Raw genomic sequence first — 18235 nt, 5'->3', positions numbered from 1 at the left:
CAGCAGGGCTTTCTGCCAGGATCGCAGCAAACAGATTTACCTCGCTTCGACGCATCCGATGGATATCACGAAACGATTTCAAGAAAAGTGCTGGTGTAGCTCCATGCGATCGACTGGCCGGAAACCGGGTCTTCCAGAGCCATCTTGAATTCGGCGGAAGCCCGGACACCGCCGATGGCCGGAAGGGTGCCGCACAGCATTGCCGTGCCATCGCGAAGATCCGCCCCGGCGATCAGCTGCTGAAGCGGCAGGATCGAGGCCAGAGTTCCGTCCTGGTAGGCGACCCAGTCACCGCCTTCACGGATCCAGGATTGAAGCTTCAGGCTATCGAGATGGTCTGCGACGTCTTCGAGGAGCCAGAGCGTGTCCGCGACGGGCTTGGCGCAGGCCTGTTTGGAACAGGCGACCGAATAGGTCTCCAGCGCCCGGTCCGTATGATCCGAGGCAAGTCCCAGCCAGATCCGGCCGTCCTGCTTCAGAAGAAAGGGTTCCGCCTCGCCGGAGGATTGGTCGCCCAGCACCTGAATGGAAGCTTCCTGTGTCAGCAGTGCCGGCGCGCACTGGTAATAGAGCGGGACAGAGGAAGGCGCCGGGACGCCGATGGCGGCAAGTTCCTCGATATGGTGGTCCACCGCGGCCCGATCGCGGCCGGTCCAGCCGGCGACGATGAGCCGGTCCGGAGTGCAGGAGAGCACTCCTGTCGCCGTTTTGAATTGCATGGGAAATCTCTCTCAGAGGGTTGAGGGAAGGAAGAGGGCCAGTTGCGGCATGAGGATCAGCAGCCCGACCATCGCCAGCATCGCCAGCGCATAGGGAATGCAGCCCAGCATCACATCGCTGAAGCTTCCCGATTTGCGCGCCGCCTGGACCACATAGAGGTTCAGCCCGACCGGCGGAGTGATCAGTGCCATTTCCACCAGGATGATCATCAAAATGCCGAACCAGATCTTGTCGTAGCCGAGCTGGACGACGATCGGCACGACGATCGGGATTGTCGCCACCATCAGCGACAGGGTTTCGATGAAGAAGCCGAGGACGATGTAGATCAGGACGATCACCAGCAGCGTCTCAAGGGGACCGAGGCCGAGCCCGCCCAGAAGATCCTGCAAAGCCCGGCTGACGCCGGCCGCCGTCAGCGCGAAATTGAGGACATAGGCGCCGATAACCACCAGCATGATCATGGAAGACGTCTTCACCGAACCGCGCATGGCTTCGGAAAGCATCTCCCACGTCAGCGCCTTCTGGTGGGCGGCGATCAACAGGGCGATGGCAACGCCGACGGTTGCCGCCTCCGTTGGTGTGGCCCAGCCGGCGTAAATCGAGCCGACGATGGCGGCGAAGAGGCCGAATATCGGAAGAAGATCGGCAAGCCCCGCCAGCTTTTCCGCTGCCGTGCTCGAGCGCCGGGGACCGCCGAGGGAGGGCCAGATGACACACAGGATGATGGTGGTCACCATGAACAGGCCGGCCAGAAGCAGGCCCGGGACAAGCCCGGCGAGAAAGAGCTGCGGGATCGAGCTTTCGGTCAGGAAGCCGTAGACGATCAGGTTGATCGATGGCGGGATCATGATGCCGAGCGTGCCGCCGGCGGCAATCGCGCCGGAGAAGAGTTTCTGGTTGTAGCCGAGTTCCTGCGCCTGCGGCATGGCGACGGTCGCCACCGTTGCCGCCGTGGCGACGGACGAGCCGGAGGTCGCCGAAAACATGGTCGAGGTGGCGATGTTGGCGTGAATCAGTCCGCCCGGCATCCATGCCACCCATTTTTCCAGCGCGGCATAGGTCCGCCGGGCGACGCCGCTGCGCACCAGGATTTCACCCAGCAGAACGAAGAGCGGAATGGCGATGAGCGTGGCGCTGTTGGAAGACGACCAGACCACCTGGCCGAGCCCGCGCATCAGGGGAAACGGGCTGAAGAACGTGTCGATGCCGAAGGCCAGCAGGAACAGGACGATGCCGACCGGAATGGACAGCGTCAACAGGCCGAGCAGACCGAAGGATGTGAAGGAAATCATGCTTCCCCCCGCGCACCGGCGATTTGGTCAACGGACCGGTAGTCGGCCTTCGTGAATTTCACCAGGACGGAAACAAGCAGCAGGCTGGCCGACACGGCGAACCAGACCCAGCCCGCCCACCACAGCGACTGGGGTATCCACAGAGGCGTTTCAAGCGGCGTGTTGGCGCGCGCGCCGGTGGAAAGGGTCTTTTCCAGCACGGCCCAGCCCCGCCAGGCGACCACGATGGCCGTTGCCGCCAGGCAGAGGAGGGAAATGATGTCGAAGACCGCGCGTCCGAAAGGGACGAGACGCTGACGGAGCAGGTCGATGCGCACATGCGCCTGCTCCGTCAGGGCGTAGCTTATGCCCCAGCTCGTGGTGACGGCCATCACGTATCCGGAGATTTCGTCGACGCCCCCGAGTGAGGCCCCCAGCCGGCGGGTGACAATCTCCACCAGGGTGAATGCGACGCATGCCATCAGCACAAGGCCGACACCGATCGCGAGACGGTCATTCAACCGCCGGATGAGGGATACCAGGGACATCATCGGAGTGGAGCCTCAGTTCGTGTCAAGTTTTACGCCGGTGACTTCGCCGACCGTATCGCTCCAGCGCTTCGCCCAGTCTCCGCCCGCGCGTTCCGCCCAGTCCGGCAGAACTTCGGTGATCAGGACTTCCCTGGCTTTCGCCAGGTCGGCGTCGCTCGCCTCGACAAGCACCAGATTTCTGGCTTCACCGTAGGGACATTCGCCGCTGCCGGTCAAACAGACTATGTCGTTCTCCAGGGCGTTCTGGGCGCTTTCCCAGGCGGGCGCCTCAAGATATTCTTTTACGCCATTTTCAAGAACGGCCTTCTGGTCGTCGCTGAGCGTGTTCCACTTGTCCAGATTGATCGCGGTGACGACAGGATCCCAGCCGCCGAGCGGGATCGGCATCAGATGCGTGGAGACTTCCCACCAGCCGGCATTGTAGCCCGACCCGGCGCCGGTGATCGCGCAATCGACGACGCCGCGCTGCAGGGCGCCCGGAACTTCACCGAAGCCGACATTAACGCCTTCGGCACCGAGAGCTTCGAGAAACTTGGCGGTCATGCGGCCGGAGGCACGCACTTTCTTGCCCTTCAGGTCGTCCAGCGAGGCGATATCGGCATTGCAGAAAACCACCTGCGGCGGGTAGGGAGCAATGCCGAGGACCTTGGCGTTGAAGACGTCCTTGTAGATGTCGTCGACCATGGGCCTTGCCGCATCGACAGCCTTTTTCGCCGTGGCGGCGTCGGGTGCGATCAGCGGCACGTCCAGGGCCTCGAGCGCGGCGCTGTCGGACACGGCGTAGTCGGCAACGGTCATGCCGACATCGAAGACGCCCTGCGAGAGAAGGCGGAACACGTCACCGCCGCCGATGCCCATCTGGTCGTGGGTGGTGAGTGTCGCGGTCAGGTCGCCGCCCGAGAGTTCCGGAAGTTTCTCTGTCCAGAACGGAGCTTCGTATTGCTTGTGCAGCGGCAGGCCGCTCCAGCTGCCGACCACGGCGAGTTCCTCAGCCTGGGCAATTGTGCCGGCGGAGAGTGCGATCACGGAGATCGCGGAGAGCTTCAATAGGGTCTTCATATGTAGTTCCATCCTCTGTTTTTTTTGGTATTTCAATCAGTTATCACTGTAGGGGTAGAGCGGGTCGGTCCGTTCATCGACATCGGAGATGAGCATGGCGCCGGGCGCATGGGTGATCGACAGGGGCAGCTTCGCCGCCATTATGGCGGCCTGCGGGGTCACGCCACAGGCCCAGAAAACCGGGACTTCGCCCTTGCGGATTTCGACCGGCTCGCCCCAGTCCGGGGCATTCAGATCGGAAATGCCGATGGCGTGCGGGTCACCCGCATGAACCGGTGCGCCATGGGCCAGCGGGTAGTTGCGGCAGATCTTGCGGACTTCCTCCAGCCGGTCTTCGGGCACCGGCCGCATGGAGACCACAGTGCCGCCGCCGAAAGGGCCGCTCGGCACAGTTTCGAGCGTCGTCCGGTACATGGGGACGGTGACATTATCGTCGATATGGCGCATGGCGATACCGGCCCGGCGCAGCGCGTTTTCAAAGGTGAAGGAGCAGCCGATGGCGAAGGCGACCAGATCATCCTGCCACAGGCCCGAAAGATCGGTGACCTGTTTTTCCAGTCCGCCGAAACGGTAGATATTGTAGCGTGCCGCGTCGGTGCGGATGTCGACATCGGCTCCGAGCCGGGCGATTGACGCTTCGCCCGGAGCGGAGATCCCCGCCAGGGGACAGGATTTGGGATTGTTGCGGCAGAAAGCGTGAAAATCGGCTGCGAAATCAGCCGGCACGATTGCCAGATTGCACTGAAGCCTGCCCTTGGCAAGACCCGCCGTGTGGCCGCTGTAGCGGCCGAGCCGGATCGCCCGGCGCACGTCGGACGGGGTCATGTCGGCCAATTGGGAAAAGTCTGCAAGCGCAGTCGTCATGTCCACCTCGAATATGGGTGGTAAAATGCTGGGCCGGATCTATTATCAAGTCAAATCGTGAATTTCTGTCCAAAGTGATCAGGTTTTCTGATCACTTGAAAGAGGTGTGTTTTCATGACCCTTGAACAGCTCAGGACGTTCCTGGCAGTTGCGCGGATGGGAGGTGTCAGGCGCGCGGCCGAGCAGATGAATATCTCTCAACCGGCTGTTTCCGCGCGTATTTCCAGCCTGGAGAGCTATCTTGGCACTGAACTCTTCGCCAGGGTGTCTACCGGTGTGGTGCTGACCCGGAAAGGGATGCTGCTGCGGCAGCATGCCGAACAGGTGATGGCGATCCTGGAGCGGATCAAGGGGGATGTGATGTCGGAAGACAGCATCAGCTCTCTCCTGAGGCTGGGCGTCGCGGAGACCGTCGCACAGACCTGGCTGCCGGAATTCCTGCGCGAACTGCACCGAAACTTTCCCCGGCTGAAGATCGAGGTCTCGGTCGATATCTCCCTCAACCTGAGGGAGATGCTGCTGGACCGGTCCCTGGATCTGACGATCCTGATGGGGCCGATCTCGGAATACAGCGTCGACAATCTGGATCTGCCGCCCTTCGAGCTTGCCTGGTACCGGCCGGTGGATCTTCCGGACCCGGATCTCAGCGTGACACCGGTCATCACCTATAACCGCAATTCACGCCCCTACCGGGAATTGATGCAGCAGCTTCGCGACCGTCACGGTATCGCGGCGCAGATCTTTCCGACGAATTCGCTATCGACGGGCTTTGAAATGGTGGCGTCGGGGATCGGTGTCGGCATCCTTCCGCAGGAACTCGGCCGCCGGCTCGTGGAGGAGGAACGTATCGCGACCTTCGATCCGGGCTGGCTGCCGTCGCCGCTTCGCTTCACAGCGGCCTATATCGGCGAGCCGCGCAATGAGCTGATCACGCGCGCGGCCAGGGTCGCCCAGCAGATCGCGATCGCGCATCATGAGGCGATTTACGCGTGAGGGGATGGCCTTACCCGGGCCACCTTCCGGCGGTTCAGTCAGACGGCTTATGCGGAGCTGTCGTGCTCCAGACGGGCTCGTTCAGTCGGCGCCCGGGCCGTAAAGCCATCTCGCTCCCTCAATGTCGCCTGGCTGGAGGGAGCGGAACGTCTCACGGTATTTGAAATGCATGATTGAGCTTCCGCGCAGGTAGTGGTCGAGACCGATCGCGTGGCCAATCTCGTGGGCGAATGTGTATCTGAGATCATAGGATTTCAGATCGCCGTCGAAGCCGATTTTCCATTTGTGCGCCGGATTCAGGCAAACAGCGGAGCGGGTGATTTCGGCGATCTTGAACTCGCCCGAGAGGTCTTTCTCCTCCGCAGCTTGCAGGCTTGGCCTGTTGAGCCCCCGGCCGGCGCCCATGGACCTTGCCGGCAAAAGGGGAAGCGTCTTCGCGTAACGGACGCTGGTGAAGGCATATCCGCGCGGCAGCGACTGCGCGCCGACAACGATGTTGGCCTCGCTGACGCTGGCAATTTCCTCAAAGGAAACGCCGCTCGCGTCTTCCCAGAGCCGGAAGGCCTCTGCTGCTTCCTTGCGTATGTCCGCCGGGGCATAACCGGAAAGCCGCGCAAGGCGGTCCAGACTGTCCATGGCGCGGCAGTTGCGTGCATTTTTCTGAACAAGAGGACGGTCGGCGAAGGCATAGGTGACATGCGCCGGTGTCCCGAGCCGCACCTGCCCCCATTTCACCAGAAGACCGTCAAGCTTGAGCGGAGAAAATCCCCTGCCTCCAGCCGCTTGCGCCGCGCAGCAGACATTGAGGGTCAAACCCGCAAATATTAAAAAAGAAATCACAGACTTCAACATCAGGCCCTTTATAGTCGAGAGGGGCGCGCATGAAATGCAACTATCTTCGTGAGTCAGAAAACCCAGATGCTCCTACCCTATCCGATCGACCGTCTATCGGTATGGATATGAGGTGTTCTGTCTCCCGCGCTTTATTCGGCTACCAGGCGCGGCAATACTGTCTGATCCAAGTTCATTGTCACGATAACGTCAAATTAATTCCTCGAGAACCCGTTCGAGAAGGAGATACCCAGTTTTCTGGAAAGGCGCGGAGGAACAAAGGGATTTCCGGAGTTGGGGACCTGTTTGCTCCGGCCCGGTCAATCGAGCTTCGAGATCCGTTTCGGGCTGAAGAGCCGGGAACGTCCTTTGCTGTCACACGATTTACCCCGCGCTGCGCCGGCGGTTCACATAAGGCAGGGCGAAGAGATAGAGGCCGGACAGCAGGAGCAGGATCAACGGAAACAGAGCCAGCAATCCGATCCAGAGGGCGGGCTGCTCGCTTTCGATCGTGAACATGGCGATGATGTTGACGATCACGGCGGCGGTGAAGGCAATCGACAGCCAGCGATGTATCTGCCGTATCCATGTATTCCAGTTCATGACGGTTTCTTCCTTGTGCTCGAAGCAGCTTCCTGATCTTCAGCTGGAAGGCGGCCGGAGCATCCGGACTTCAGGTGAATGCTTGAAAATCGCTGCAACTTTCGGAAAAATATTGGCTTTTCCGCATTGTTGAGATTTTGATTCAACGCGGGCGGATACAGATCATTCGAGTTTTGCCAGCAGTGCTTCCATTGTATCGATGAAACGCGGCCAGGCGGCCATCGCGCCACGATGGTAGGCAAGCTGATGTTGCTGGAAACCGTGTTGCTCCATCCGCAGGATCGTTCCGGTTTCCGTGGGTGTGAGCGTCCATGTCACCACACTTCGAAGATCCTTGGTGTTCCAGGAATAGGAAAGGGTCCGGTGTGTCTCGACAGTCCGGACCTCGCAATTGACGATGCCCCAGTCAGCGCTGAGGTCGAACCGATGGCCGGTAACCGGCCTGAATTCGTTCTTCATGAGCCATTCCTCGATCAGCTGCGGCTGGGTGAGGGCGCGCCAGATCTTTTCAGGTGGAAAGGCCACTTCCCGTTCGACGACAACGGCAAGGGTTCCGGCATCGGTATCTGTCATTGATCCATCCTTTTCAGCAGATCTTCCAGGTCGTCGAAGCGGCTTTGCCAGAAGCCGGTCATCCGCTTCGTCCAGTCGGTCAGGGGGGCAAGAGCGTCGATCCGTGCGCTGTAATGTGTCCGTCGGCCCTCCTGGCGGTCGCGCACCAGGCCGGCCTGCTTCAGGACGCCGAGATGTTTGGAGACCGCCGGCTGCGAAACGCCAGCGCGCGCCGTCAACGCGACGACCGTCTGCTCGCCCTCCCGGCAAAGCCGCTCGAAAATCCCTCGCCGCGTCGGGTCCGCGAGGGTCCTGAACAGAATTTCGTGCGGCTGTTGCGTCACATTCATAACTCCTTGGTTATCGATTTAATCCATAGCTTGTGAGTTATGATTAAGTCAAGACGTCTCGTTTTCGGGGCCGCTTCGTACCCCGGCTGGACGATGGAACTTTGACTGTCGTGTTGCTGGGGCAAGCAACCGAAGCCTGCACGCCGATCTTTGCGGGCAAGACTTCAAGGCTGGCCGCAAGTGCCGGGAAAGTTGTGGGGCAGTTGGCGAGCTTTCTCAGTCAATTATCTGATTTTCCTTGGGAAAATTCAGGCCGACGGTGGTGGGTCGTCCAATTTTGATTGACGTATGTCAGTTGTCCGCGCAATTTTACCGTCTCTGGAGGTGCAATGGTCAAACCCACCGTACATGATATTGCGCGCGAGGCGGGCGTCAGCCTGTCGACGGTCGACAGGGTGCTGAACGGCCGGACCGATGTGCGGCCGAAAAATGCCGAGCGGGTGAGGGCGGCGGTCGAAAAACTCGGCTATGTGCGCGACACCTATGCGGCCAATCTCGCCAAGCAGCGGCGTTACAGGTTCCTCTTCGTCCTGCCCGAAGGACCGAACCATTTTGTCGAGACGATTGCCGCGGCCGTTCACGAGGCCGCAAGCGCCCAGGTTGCCGACCGGGTGGATGTCGAGGTGATGTTCGTCAATGCCGCCGATCCGCACGCGGTTGTCGAGCGGCTGAAACAGCTGAACCTTGCCACTCTGGACGGCGTGGCGATCATGGTGCCGGAAACTCCGCAGGTCCGAGACGCCATCGCGCATATCAAGAGCGCGGGTGTCTACGTGGTCGCGTTTGTCTCGGATCTTCCGAACAGCAAATGTGACCACTTCGTCGGGATCGACAACTTTTCCGCCGGCAAGACGGCAGGGGCGCTGCTCGGCAGATTTCTGCGCAACGAGGCCGGAAGCATTCTTGTCGTCACCAATTCGATGGTTGCACGCGACAGTATCGAGCGGCGTTTCGGACTGGATGAAGTGCTTTCCCGCGATTTTCCGCGGCTTAAAGCGTTGCCGACCGTCGAATTTCATGACGATCCGCAGAGGATCCGCGTAACCCTGGATCATGCGGTTGCGGACCAGGCCGACCTGAAGGCGATTTATTCCATGGGCTCGGGCAATGCCGCGATGCTGGACGCGCTGCGGGAAAACGCGCAATTGAGTCATCTCATCGTGGTCGCGCACGATCTGACCGCCGTTACGCGCCAGGCGCTGCTCGATGACGAGATCGATGCGGTGATCGCCCAGAATGTCGGTCACCTTGTGCGCAGCGCTCTCAGGGTCCTGCGGGCCAAATGCGACAAGACCCTGATTTTCGAGGCTCAGGAGCAAATCCGCATCGAAATCATCGTCCGCGAGAATCTTTATTAGCGCAGGCCGGAACTTCGGCGACATCCTTAAAACCGATAGAAAACAATAACAAACAGGTCTCCGCGGGACTTGTGCCAGCGGGTTTGAGATAAAAAGAAATACGTATGTCAGAAATTTTATTGACGTGACATACGTATGTCAGATACCATTGTTGCGCACTTGGAGGAGTGCTGCTGCCGGCGGAAGCCGGTGCGCGACCAATTCGGGAGGAAATCATCCATGAAATCTGCGAAACTTCTCGCTGCGACCGCTCTATTGGCGGCAAGCGGACTGGCTGTATCGAGGGCTCAGGCCGATGATCTGACACTGTGCTGGGCGGCCTGGGATCCGGCCAACGCACTTGTTGAACTTTCCAAGGAATTCGAAGCCGAATTCGGGCACACGATGAACTTCGAGTTCGTGCCCTGGCCGAACTTCGCCGACCGGATGCAGAACGAGCTGAATTCCGGCGGCAAGCTGTGCGACCTGCTCATCGGCGACAGCCAGTGGATCGGCGGCGGCGCCGAGAACGGCCACTATGTGAAGCTGAACGATTTCTTCGAGCAGGAAGGCATCAGCATGGACGATTTCGCCGCGGCGACGGTCTATGCCTATTCCACCTGGCCGAAGGGCACGCCGAATTATTACGCCCTGCCGGCCATGGGCGATGCCAACGGCTGGTTCTACCGCAAGGACTGGTTTGAAAAGCCGGAAATCCAGGCCGCGTTCAAGGAAAAGCACGGCCGCGATCTTGCGCCGCCGAAAACGCAGGCCGAGCTTCTGGAAGTCGCGCAATTCTTTCAGGAGCGTGAAATCGACGGCCAGACGCGCTATGGCGCGGCGATCTTCACCGAACGCGGTTCGGAAGGCATCACCATGGGCGCGACCAGCTCCATGTATCCGTTCGGTTTCAAATACGAGATGACACCGGGCAAATACGACATGGAAGGCGCGGTGAACTCGCCTGAAGCCGTTGCGGGTCTCGAGTTCTACAAGGACCTCTACAAGACTGCGACGCCTCCGGGCTATACCGACAGTTACATGGAACAGTCGCTGGACGCGTTCAAATCCGGTCAGGTGGCCATGGCCATGAACTGGTTTGCCTTCTTCCCGGGACTTTATGCGGATCCGGATGTTGGCGGCGAGAAAATCGGTTTCTTCGTCAATCCTGGTCAGAATGTCGAAGCCTCGACGCTTGGCGGGCAGGGGATCTCCGTGATCGCCTATTCCGACAAGCAGGAAGCGGCGCTTGAATATGTCAAATGGTTCGCCCAGCCTTCCGTTCAGAAGAAATGGTGGGATCTCGGCGGTTATTCCTGTCATGTCAGCGTCCTGAACGACCCGGGGTTCGCGGACAGCGCCCCCTTTGCGTCGGACTTCCTTCTGGCCATGGATAACGTGAAGGACTTCTGGCAGGAGCCGGCCTATGCCGAACTGCTGCTGGCGACGCAAAAGCGCTTTCATGACTACGTCGTGGCGGACGTGGGCACGGCAAAGGAAGCACTCGACAAGCTGATCGAGGACTGGACCGAGACCTTCGAGGACGAAGGCAAACTCTGAAGCCGCCTTTCCAGAAATCAACAGGCGGCGGCCCGCCCACCAGGCGGGCCGCTCCGATCTTAAGGTTCGTTCGGGCTGCCGGGTCAGGCTGACCCGCAATGACCGGCCGGCCGGGATCCATCCGGATCTGTTTCTCCAAAAGAGCGTCATATGTCCGACACCCCAATCGACCGAGTGGTAAAAGCAACGCCGCCTTCCGTTGCCGCAAAAATCAGAGGGCTTTCCGACCGCACGATTGCCTGGCTTTTTGTCGCGCCGACCATTTTCCTGCTGCTCGCGGTAAACATCTTTCCGCTGATCTGGACGATCAATCTGAGCTTCACCAATTTCCGCGCCAACCGGCCGAACAGGGACGTCGACTATGTCGGCTTGCGCAACTACGAGCGCATCCTGACCGACGGCGACATCTGGCTGACGATGCAGGCGACGGCGCATTTCCTGTTCTGGACGATTTTCCTGCAGGTGCTGATCGGTTTCACCCTGGCCTGGCTGATCAACCGGAAATTCAAGGGCAACGATCTTTGGACGACGCTGATCGTGCTGCCGATGATGCTGTCGCCGGCGGTGGTCGGGAATTTCTGGACCTTCCTCTATCAGCCGCAGATCGGCTTGTTCAATTACGGCATCTCATTTTTGACCGGGGCCGACCCCTCGTCATTTCAGATGATCGGGGATGTCGCGCTGGCGCCCTGGTCCATCGTGATCGTCGACACCTGGATGTGGACCCCCTTCGTCATGCTCATATGTCTGGCGGGGCTGCGATCGATACCGGACTATATCTATGAGGCGGCGGAAATCGACCGGGCCAGCAAGTGGCGGCAATTCTGGACGATCACCGTACCCATGGTGCTGCCTTTCCTCATGCTGGCCGTCCTGTTCCGCGGCATCGAAAACTTCAAGATGTTCGATCTTGTCGTCCAGCTCACCGGTGGCGGGCCGGGCTCGGTGACGGAACTCACCTCGATCAATCTCAAGCGCGAAGCCTTCGAGAAATGGCGCACGGGGTATGCCTCCGCCTACGCGATCATCCTGTTCGTCACCGTCTTCGGCCTTGCCTCGATCTACGTCAAAGCTCTCAACAAGGTGAAAGAAAGATGAGCAGCTATTCGATCACCGAACCGTCTTCGCGGCAGAAGTGGGTGGCCGGTACGCTGGTCATCGCCTATGCGGTCATCACGCTGCTGCCACTGGTCTGGATCCTGACAACCGGGTTCAAGTCGCCCGTCGATGCCATCGCCTATCCGCCGAAGGTGCTCTTCGAGCCGTCTCTGGAAGGCTATGTGAACCTCTTCACCACCCGCACGCGGGTCACGGCTGAACAGTTGGAAGCCCTGCCGCCACCCGCCTCCTGGTATGAACAGATCGTCCGCAACCGCGATATGGTGATCGCCGGTCCGTCCCGCTACGGCGAGCGGTTCCTCAACTCCGTGATCATCGGTTTCGGGTCGACATTCCTGTCGGTCTTCCTCGGGACACTGGCCGCCTATGCCTTTTCCAGGTTCAAGGTGCCGATGAAGGACGATCTCCTGTTCTTCATCCTGTCGACACGGATGATGCCGCCGATCGCGGTCGCCATTCCGATCTTCCTGATGTTCAGAACCCTCGGGTTGTCGGATACCCATCTGGGCATGATCCTGCTTTATACGGCGGTGAATATCTCGCTTGCGGTCTGGCTCTTGAAGGGGTTCATCGACGAGATTCCGCGCGAATACGAGGAGGCGGCGCTCATCGACGGCTATACGCGGTTTCAGGCCTTCTACAAGGTCGTGCTGCCGCAGGCGGCCACGGGGATCGCATCGACCGCCATCTTCTGCCTGATCTTCTCGTGGAACGAATATGCCTTCGCGGTGCTGCTTACTTCCGGCACGGCCCAGACCGCACCCCCCTTCATTCCAACCATTATCGGCGTTGGCGGCCAGGACTGGCCGGCGGTGGCGGCGGGCGCGACGCTGTTCCTGGTGCCGGTCATGGTGTTCACCATCTTGCTGCGCAAGCATCTCCTGCGCGGAATTACCTTTGGAGCGGTACGCAAATGAGCGCCTTCATCAGCGGTCTGTTCCGCTTCCGCCGCGGGGCCTGGGAACTGCTCGCATCCCTGCTGATTGCCGTTGGCGTGATCATGCTGATGCAGCCCCTGGTCCTGTGGGCCTACACCTATTCCTTCATTGTCACGCTGACCGGAACGGTGATGTTCCTCGTCGTCAGCCATTTTCCGGAATAACGCCATGGCCGAAATCGTGATCAGAAACCTCAGGAAGGAGTTCGGCGACTTCACGGCCGTGCAGTCTTCCTCCTTCAAGATCGAGGACGGAGAGTTCTTCATGCTGCTGGGGCCATCCGGCTGCGGCAAGACCACCACGCTCAGGATGATCGCCGGGCTGGAACTGCCGACCTCCGGAGAGATCTATATCGACGGGGAGGAAGTCGGGCAGAGACCGGCGCGCAAGCGGGACATCGCTTTCGTCTTCCAGATGTTCGCCCTTTATCCGCATATGAACGTGCGCAGGAACATCAGCTATCCGCTGGTCAGCCAGGGCATGCCGAAACAGCAGGTCGCGGAAAAGGTCGATGAGGTCTCCCGCATCCTGGGCATTGGCGACATTCTCGACCGTCCGGTGAGCGGGCTGTCCGGCGGCGACCGGCAACGGGTGGCGCTGGGGCGCGCCATCGTCCGCGATCCCAAGGCCTTCATGATGGATGAGCCGCTCGGCGCGCTCGACGCCGAGTTCCGCGAACACATGGCGGAGGAGTTGCGCGCGCTGCATGATCGCATGAATGCAACCACGGTCTATGTGACCCACGACCAGCTTGAAGCCATGCAGATGGGCGACAAGATCGTCGTCATGAACCACGGGGTGATCGAGCAGTTCGGCACACCGAGGGACATCTACGACAAGCCGGCCACCATGTTCGTCGCCGATTTCATCGGTTCGCCGTCAATGAATTTCCTGAGGTTTCACGGGCAGGTGCATGCAGGTTCCAACACAGTTGTCGTGCATCACGAGGAACTTGAGGTGCCAAGGTTGCAGGAACCGTTTGAGGGCGACCTGGTGTACGGCATCCGGCCGGAGCACATTTCCCTGAGCGACGGCGGAACCTATCGCGGCGAGGTGATCGCCAGTGAATATCTCGGCACGACGCAGATCGTGACACTGAACACCGGCAACGGAGAATTGAAGGCGCGGATCCCCTCGGATCAGCCGGTCCGGGCGGGAGAAAATGTCGGTCTGGAATTCCATGGCGCCGCCGTCACGCTGTTCGACAACCAGACAGGCAGGGCGTTGCGGTCGGAGCTGAACGAGGGAGTGCTGTCCCATGTCTGAGGTCAAGCTTTCCGGGCTCTCGAAATCCTTCGGGGCCACACTCGCCGTCGATAAGGTTACCATGAGCATTCCGAATGGGGCTTTCGTCACGCTGCTCGGCCCGACGGGCGCCGGCAAGACGACGATCCTGCGGCTGATCGCCGGGCTGGAACAGCCCGATACGGGGGATGTGGTAATTAGCGGGCGGTCGGTGGTCAAGGATACGCCGGCGCAGCGCAACGTCGCCATGGTGTTCCAGCAGTATTCGCTTTATCCGCATCTGAGTGTCAGGGACAACCTGGCCTTTCCGCTGCGCTCACCGCTTCTGAAGACGCCGGAGGACCTGATCGACCGCAAGGTGGCGGAAGTCGCTGAAGTCCTGAAGATTTCGCACAAGCTCAACAACCGGGCGACAAATCTCTCCGGCGGCGAGATGCAGCGCGTCTCCATCGGCCGGGCGCTGGTGCGTAATCCGTCCATCTACCTGATGGACGAACCTCTGAGTTCGCTGGATGCGAAACTGCGCTCGGACCTGCGTATCGAGCTGAAGCGCATCCAGGAAAACACGGGCGCGACGCTGCTCTACGTCACCCATGACCAGATCGAGGCGATGACCATGGCAACCCATGTCGGGGTTCTCGATCAGGGCAGGCTGGTGCAGTTCGGGTCACCGCGGGAGATCTATGAAAATCCGGTCAATCTTTATGTGGCGGGGCGCCTCGGTCAGCCCCGGATCAATGTGCTGCCCGCGGACATGTTCGCCGGAGCGCCGACCGGCGCGAAAACAATCGGTCTGCGGCCGGAGCATATTTCGCAAGGGGAGGGCAAGGCCTGCGATGTGAGGCGGGTGGAGCATCTTGGCGACCAGATCCGTCTGCATCTCTCGCTCGAAGGCCATGACATCGTCACCCTTTCGGAAAACCGCAAGAATTATGAACCTGGCGATACCGTCGCCATTCAACCGCGCAAACCGCTTTTCTTTGACGCCAGCGGCGCGCGTATCGCCTGAGGAGACGGGATATGAAGCAGTTCATCAACTCGAAGGAAACGCTCGTCACCGAGGCCATCGACGGGACCTTGCGGACAGCCGGTGGCCGACTTGCCCGTCTGGACGGCTATCCGCATATCAAGGTGGTGGTGCGGACCGACTGGGACAGATCCAAGGTGGCGCTGGTCTCCGGCGGCGGCTCGGGACACGAGCCGAGCCATGCCGGTTTTGTCGGGCAGGGCATGCTGACGGCCGCCGTCTGCGGAGAAGTCTTCGCCTCGCCGTCCGTGGATGCGGTCCTTGCCGGCATCCTGGCAGTCACGGGCAAGGCCGGCTGCCTGCTGATCGTCAAGAATTATACCGGCGACCGGCTCAATTTCGGCCTGGCGGCGGAGCGGGCGCGGGCCTTCGGCTTGAAGGTCAAGATGGTGATCGTCGACGACGATGTCGCCCTGCCGGACCTGCCGCAGGCGCGCGGGGTTGCCGGAACGCTGTTCGTGCACAAGATCGCCGGTGCGCTGGCCGACCAGGGGGCGGATCTGGAGACCGTGAGCGAAGCCGCGCAGCGTGTGATCCGCGGGGCGATCTCCATCGGCATGTCACTGGACACATGCACGATCCCCGGGTCTCCGAAAGAGGCGCGTATCGAAAAGGGCAAGGCGGAACTGGGCCTCGGTATTCATGGAGAGGCCGGTGTCGAGCAGGTCGATTTTTCCAATGCCAAGGCCGCCATGGCAATGGTGGTCGACCGGCTGGCGCCCAGTCTGACCCCCGGTCCGCATGTGGCGATCCTCAACAATCTCGGTGGTACGACACCTCTGGAAATGGCGGTGCTCGCCGAAGAGCTGACCCTGTCGCGCATCGGCGGTCAGATCCGCTGGCTGATCGGGCCTGCCGCGATGATGACCTCGCTGGACATGCACGGTTTTTCCGTATCGCTGCTGCCGGTCAGCAAGACGGATGAGGCGGCGCTCCAAGCCCCGGTGGCGCCGTGGGTCTGGCCGGGCTGCCTGGCGCTCGGGCCGGTGTCCATCCTACCTCTGCCGGATGGCCTGGCGCCGATACAGCCGCTGCCGTCAAAGAACGCCGACATGCGGGGGTTCATCGAGAATTGCTGCAATATCCTGATTGCGGCCGAGGCCGATCTGAACGCGCTCGATGCCAAATCCGGGGACGGCGACACGGGCAATACGCTGGCGACTGCCGCGCGTGCGCTGATCAAGGCTCTCGACCGACTGCCTCTCGCCGACCTCACCCAGCTCTACCGGGCGATCGGTCTTGAACTCAGCCAGACCATGGGCGGTTCGTCCGGTGTTCTGCTGGCGATCTTCTTCGCGGCGGCCGGGGATGCCTCCTCCAGCGGACGCAATGCGATCGGCGCGCTGAAGGCGGGTCTTGACCGGATCATGCAGGTTGGCGGCGCCCAACCCGGAGACCGGACCATGATCGATGCGCTGATGCCGGCGCTGAACGCGCTGGAGAAGGGTATCGGGGAGGCCGCACGGGAGGCGCGTCAGGGAGCGGATGCCACGGCGCGCATCACGCGCGCCCGGGCCGGGCGGGCCAGCTATGTCTCCGAAGCGAACCTTTCCGGCCATAACGACCCGGGCGCGGAAGCGGTTGCGCGCCTTTTCGAACAGCTTGCCGCCCAGCCGGTCCTCTCCTCCCGGACCGCTTGAGCGGGAAACCTTCCGGCAGCCCGTCTCAATGGCGGTCTGCCGGATTTTTTATGCGCTCACAAACATGTCGCCGTATTGCTCCCGCAGGACGTTTTTCTGGACCTTGCCCATCGTGTTGCGCGGCAGGCTGTCGACGAGGACGAGTTTGCGCGGATGCTTGAAGCGTGCCAGCGACGATCCGGCGGCCGACATGACCGCTTCCAGGTCCGGTGTCTCGCCGGGGGCGGGAACAATGAGGCCGAGAACCGTCTCGCCAAAGTCGGCATGGGGCACGCCGATGACGGCGCTCTCCTGGACGCCGGGCTGGGCATCGAGGACCAGTTCGATTTCCTTGGGATAGATGTTGTAGCCACCGGAGATGATCAGGTCCTTGTTGCGGCCGACGATATGGACATAGCCGTCGGCGTCGATCAGGCCAAGGTCGCCGGTGATGAAGAAACCGTCTTCGCGCAGTTCCGCCGCGGTCTTCTCGGGCATTTGCCAATAGCCCTTGAAAACGTTGGGGCCGCGCACCTCGATCTGGCCGACGGTCCCCTGGGGCAAGGTCTCGCCGGTTTCCGGATCGGTGATCTTCAACTCCACACCGGGCAGCGCGAAGCCGACCGTTCCGGCCCGGCGCTCGCCGTCATAGGGGTTGGAGGTATTCATGTTGGTTTCGGTCATCCCGTAGCGTTCCAGGATGCGGTGACCGGTTCGCTTCTCGAACTCCTGATGCGTGTCGGCAAGCAGGGGTGCACTGCCGGAAATGAACAGACGCATGTGACTTGTCAGGTCCCGGGTGAACCTGGGATCCTGCAGCAGCCGGGTGTAGAAGGTGGGTACGCCCATCATCGCTGTCGCCCTGGGCATCCATTCTATCATCGCATCCACGTCGAATTTTGGCAGGAAAATCATCGATGACCCGGCTTCCAGCGTGATGTTGGTCGCGACGAAGAGGCCGTGCGTGTGGAAGATCGGCAGGGCGTGCAGCAGCACGTCGCCAGCCGAGAAGCGCCAGTGTCCAGCGAGCGTTTCGGCATTGGACAAGAGGTTCTTCTGCGTCAGCATCGCGCCTTTCGACCGGCCGGTGGTGCCGGAGGTGTAAAGAAAGGCGGCGAGATCGTCCTCGTTCCGTTCGGCGGTCGGATAATTCGCGGGCATGGCCCCGGCGAGAGCGGTCAATGAGCCGGACCCGTCGGCGTTCAGCGTTTCAATGCGCGCGTTCATTTCAGCGGCGACCGGTGCCAGCGACGTCTTGCGGGCATCATCGCAGACGACGGTCCTGGCGCCGCTGTTTTCGATGAAATAGCTCAATTCATCAACGGTGTAGGCGGTATTCAGCGGCAGGAAGACGACACCGGCCTGAACACAGGCGGCGTAGAGCGCAAGCGCCATGGGCGATTTTTCGACCTGTGCGGCCAGGCGGTCTCCCGGCCGCAGTCCGTTTTCCGTCAGAACATGGGCAATCCGTGCCGCTTTTTCCAGGAAGTCCGCATGACTCAGGACTGTCCCGTCCGGCAGGTAAAGGAACGGGGTGTCCTTGCCTGCATGTTTGCCGAACATCCGGTCATAGAGTGGGTTGGTCATGGTATGCGA

The 18235-nt window shown here is 60.9% G+C and carries 19 protein-coding genes; 9 read left to right on the top strand and 10 right to left on the bottom strand.

What is annotated here, in order from left to right:
- Positions 1-65: 65 nt before the first annotated feature.
- From CLV41_RS17450 to CLV41_RS17430, 5 genes are read right to left on the bottom strand one after another with little or no spacing between them, the layout of a single operon-like run.
- On the bottom strand, positions 66-719 hold the full coding sequence (locus CLV41_RS17450; protein WP_103223712.1) for a DUF2848 domain-containing protein: 654 nt from the start codon (positions 717-719) through the stop codon (positions 66-68).
- Between the two features lie 12 nt (positions 720-731).
- On the bottom strand, positions 732-2012 hold the full coding sequence (locus tag CLV41_RS17445; RefSeq protein ID WP_103223711.1) for a TRAP transporter large permease: 1281 nt from the start codon (positions 2010-2012) through the stop codon (positions 732-734).
- Entirely contained in the window at positions 2009-2542 is a 534-nt protein-coding gene (locus CLV41_RS17440; protein ID WP_208987573.1) for a TRAP transporter small permease subunit, read from the bottom strand. The genes CLV41_RS17445 and CLV41_RS17440 overlap by 4 nt, the downstream gene beginning before the upstream one ends.
- 12 nt (positions 2543-2554) lie before the next feature.
- Positions 2555-3601 carry a TRAP transporter substrate-binding protein gene (locus tag CLV41_RS17435; RefSeq protein WP_103223710.1) on the bottom strand — a complete coding sequence of 349 codons (1047 nt, stop codon included), beginning with the start codon at positions 3599-3601 and terminating at the stop codon, positions 2555-2557.
- Between the two features lie 36 nt (positions 3602-3637).
- Complete coding sequence (locus tag CLV41_RS17430) at positions 3638-4465, bottom strand: putative hydro-lyase (RefSeq protein ID WP_103223709.1); 828 nt, start codon at positions 4463-4465, stop codon at positions 3638-3640.
- Between the two features lie 114 nt (positions 4466-4579).
- On the opposite strand from CLV41_RS17430, the gene CLV41_RS17425 reads away from it, so the two are divergent.
- Entirely contained in the window at positions 4580-5458 is an 879-nt protein-coding gene (locus CLV41_RS17425; RefSeq protein WP_103223708.1) for a LysR family transcriptional regulator, read from the top strand.
- 81 nt (positions 5459-5539) lie between these two features.
- Here the strand turns inward: CLV41_RS17425 and CLV41_RS17420 are convergent, their stop codons facing one another.
- The 4 genes from CLV41_RS17420 to CLV41_RS17405 all read right to left on the bottom strand — a co-directional run bounded on the left by CLV41_RS17420 (position 5540) and on the right by CLV41_RS17405 (position 7794).
- Positions 5540-6271: a matrixin family metalloprotease gene (locus CLV41_RS17420; protein ID WP_170107239.1), complete on the bottom strand. Its 732-nt coding sequence runs from the start codon at positions 6269-6271 to the stop codon at positions 5540-5542.
- Between the two features lie 402 nt (positions 6272-6673).
- Entirely contained in the window at positions 6674-6892 is a 219-nt protein-coding gene (locus tag CLV41_RS17415) for a hypothetical protein (RefSeq protein ID WP_103223706.1), read from the bottom strand.
- A 162-nt stretch (positions 6893-7054) separates the two neighbouring features.
- Complete coding sequence (locus tag CLV41_RS17410; RefSeq protein WP_103223705.1) at positions 7055-7465, bottom strand: SRPBCC family protein; 411 nt, start codon at positions 7463-7465, stop codon at positions 7055-7057.
- Positions 7462-7794 carry an ArsR/SmtB family transcription factor gene (locus CLV41_RS17405; protein WP_103223704.1) on the bottom strand — a complete coding sequence of 111 codons (333 nt, stop codon included), beginning with the start codon at positions 7792-7794 and terminating at the stop codon, positions 7462-7464. The genes CLV41_RS17410 and CLV41_RS17405 overlap by 4 nt, the downstream gene beginning before the upstream one ends.
- A gap of 329 nt (positions 7795-8123) precedes the next feature.
- Between CLV41_RS17405 and CLV41_RS17400 the strand changes: the two genes are divergently transcribed.
- From CLV41_RS17400 to CLV41_RS17365, 8 genes are all read left to right on the top strand, one after another.
- Positions 8124-9152 (top strand): LacI family DNA-binding transcriptional regulator, encoded by a 1029-nt coding sequence (locus CLV41_RS17400; RefSeq protein ID WP_103223703.1) that lies wholly within the window; start codon positions 8124-8126, stop codon positions 9150-9152.
- Between the two features lie 219 nt (positions 9153-9371).
- Positions 9372-10691 (top strand): ABC transporter substrate-binding protein, encoded by a 1320-nt coding sequence (locus tag CLV41_RS17395; protein ID WP_103223702.1) that lies wholly within the window; start codon positions 9372-9374, stop codon positions 10689-10691.
- A gap of 150 nt (positions 10692-10841) precedes the next feature.
- The gene (locus tag CLV41_RS17390) at positions 10842-11789 is read left to right on the top strand and encodes a carbohydrate ABC transporter permease (protein WP_103223701.1); all 948 of its coding nucleotides are present in this window, start codon (positions 10842-10844) and stop codon (positions 11787-11789) included.
- The gene (locus CLV41_RS17385) at positions 11786-12727 is read left to right on the top strand and encodes a carbohydrate ABC transporter permease (protein WP_103223700.1); all 942 of its coding nucleotides are present in this window, start codon (positions 11786-11788) and stop codon (positions 12725-12727) included. Before CLV41_RS17390 ends, CLV41_RS17385 begins: the two co-directional genes overlap by 4 nt.
- Positions 12724-12912, top strand: a complete 189-nt coding sequence (locus CLV41_RS17380; RefSeq protein WP_103223699.1) for a hypothetical protein — start codon at positions 12724-12726, stop codon at positions 12910-12912. Before CLV41_RS17385 ends, CLV41_RS17380 begins: the two co-directional genes overlap by 4 nt.
- Before the next feature lie 4 nt (positions 12913-12916).
- Positions 12917-14014, top strand: a complete 1098-nt coding sequence (locus CLV41_RS17375; RefSeq protein ID WP_103223698.1) for an ABC transporter ATP-binding protein — start codon at positions 12917-12919, stop codon at positions 14012-14014.
- On the top strand, positions 14007-15002 hold the full coding sequence (locus CLV41_RS17370; protein WP_103223697.1) for an ABC transporter ATP-binding protein: 996 nt from the start codon (positions 14007-14009) through the stop codon (positions 15000-15002). Before CLV41_RS17375 ends, CLV41_RS17370 begins: the two co-directional genes overlap by 8 nt.
- Positions 15003-15013: 11 nt before the next feature.
- Positions 15014-16660 (top strand): dihydroxyacetone kinase subunit DhaK, encoded by a 1647-nt coding sequence (locus tag CLV41_RS17365; RefSeq protein WP_103223696.1) that lies wholly within the window; start codon positions 15014-15016, stop codon positions 16658-16660.
- Between the two features lie 48 nt (positions 16661-16708).
- Here the strand turns inward: CLV41_RS17365 and CLV41_RS17360 are convergent, their stop codons facing one another.
- The gene (locus tag CLV41_RS17360) at positions 16709-18226 is read right to left on the bottom strand and encodes a malonate--CoA ligase (protein ID WP_103223695.1); all 1518 of its coding nucleotides are present in this window, start codon (positions 18224-18226) and stop codon (positions 16709-16711) included.
- Positions 18227-18235 lie beyond the last annotated feature (9 nt).

Origin of the sequence: Roseibium marinum (assembly GCF_002906165.1) — a bacterium.
Classification (GTDB): Bacteria; Pseudomonadota; Alphaproteobacteria; order Rhizobiales; family Stappiaceae; genus Roseibium; species Roseibium marinum.
The sequence above is the reverse complement of the archived record's forward strand: the minus strand, read 5'-3'. Positions and strand labels throughout refer to the sequence as shown.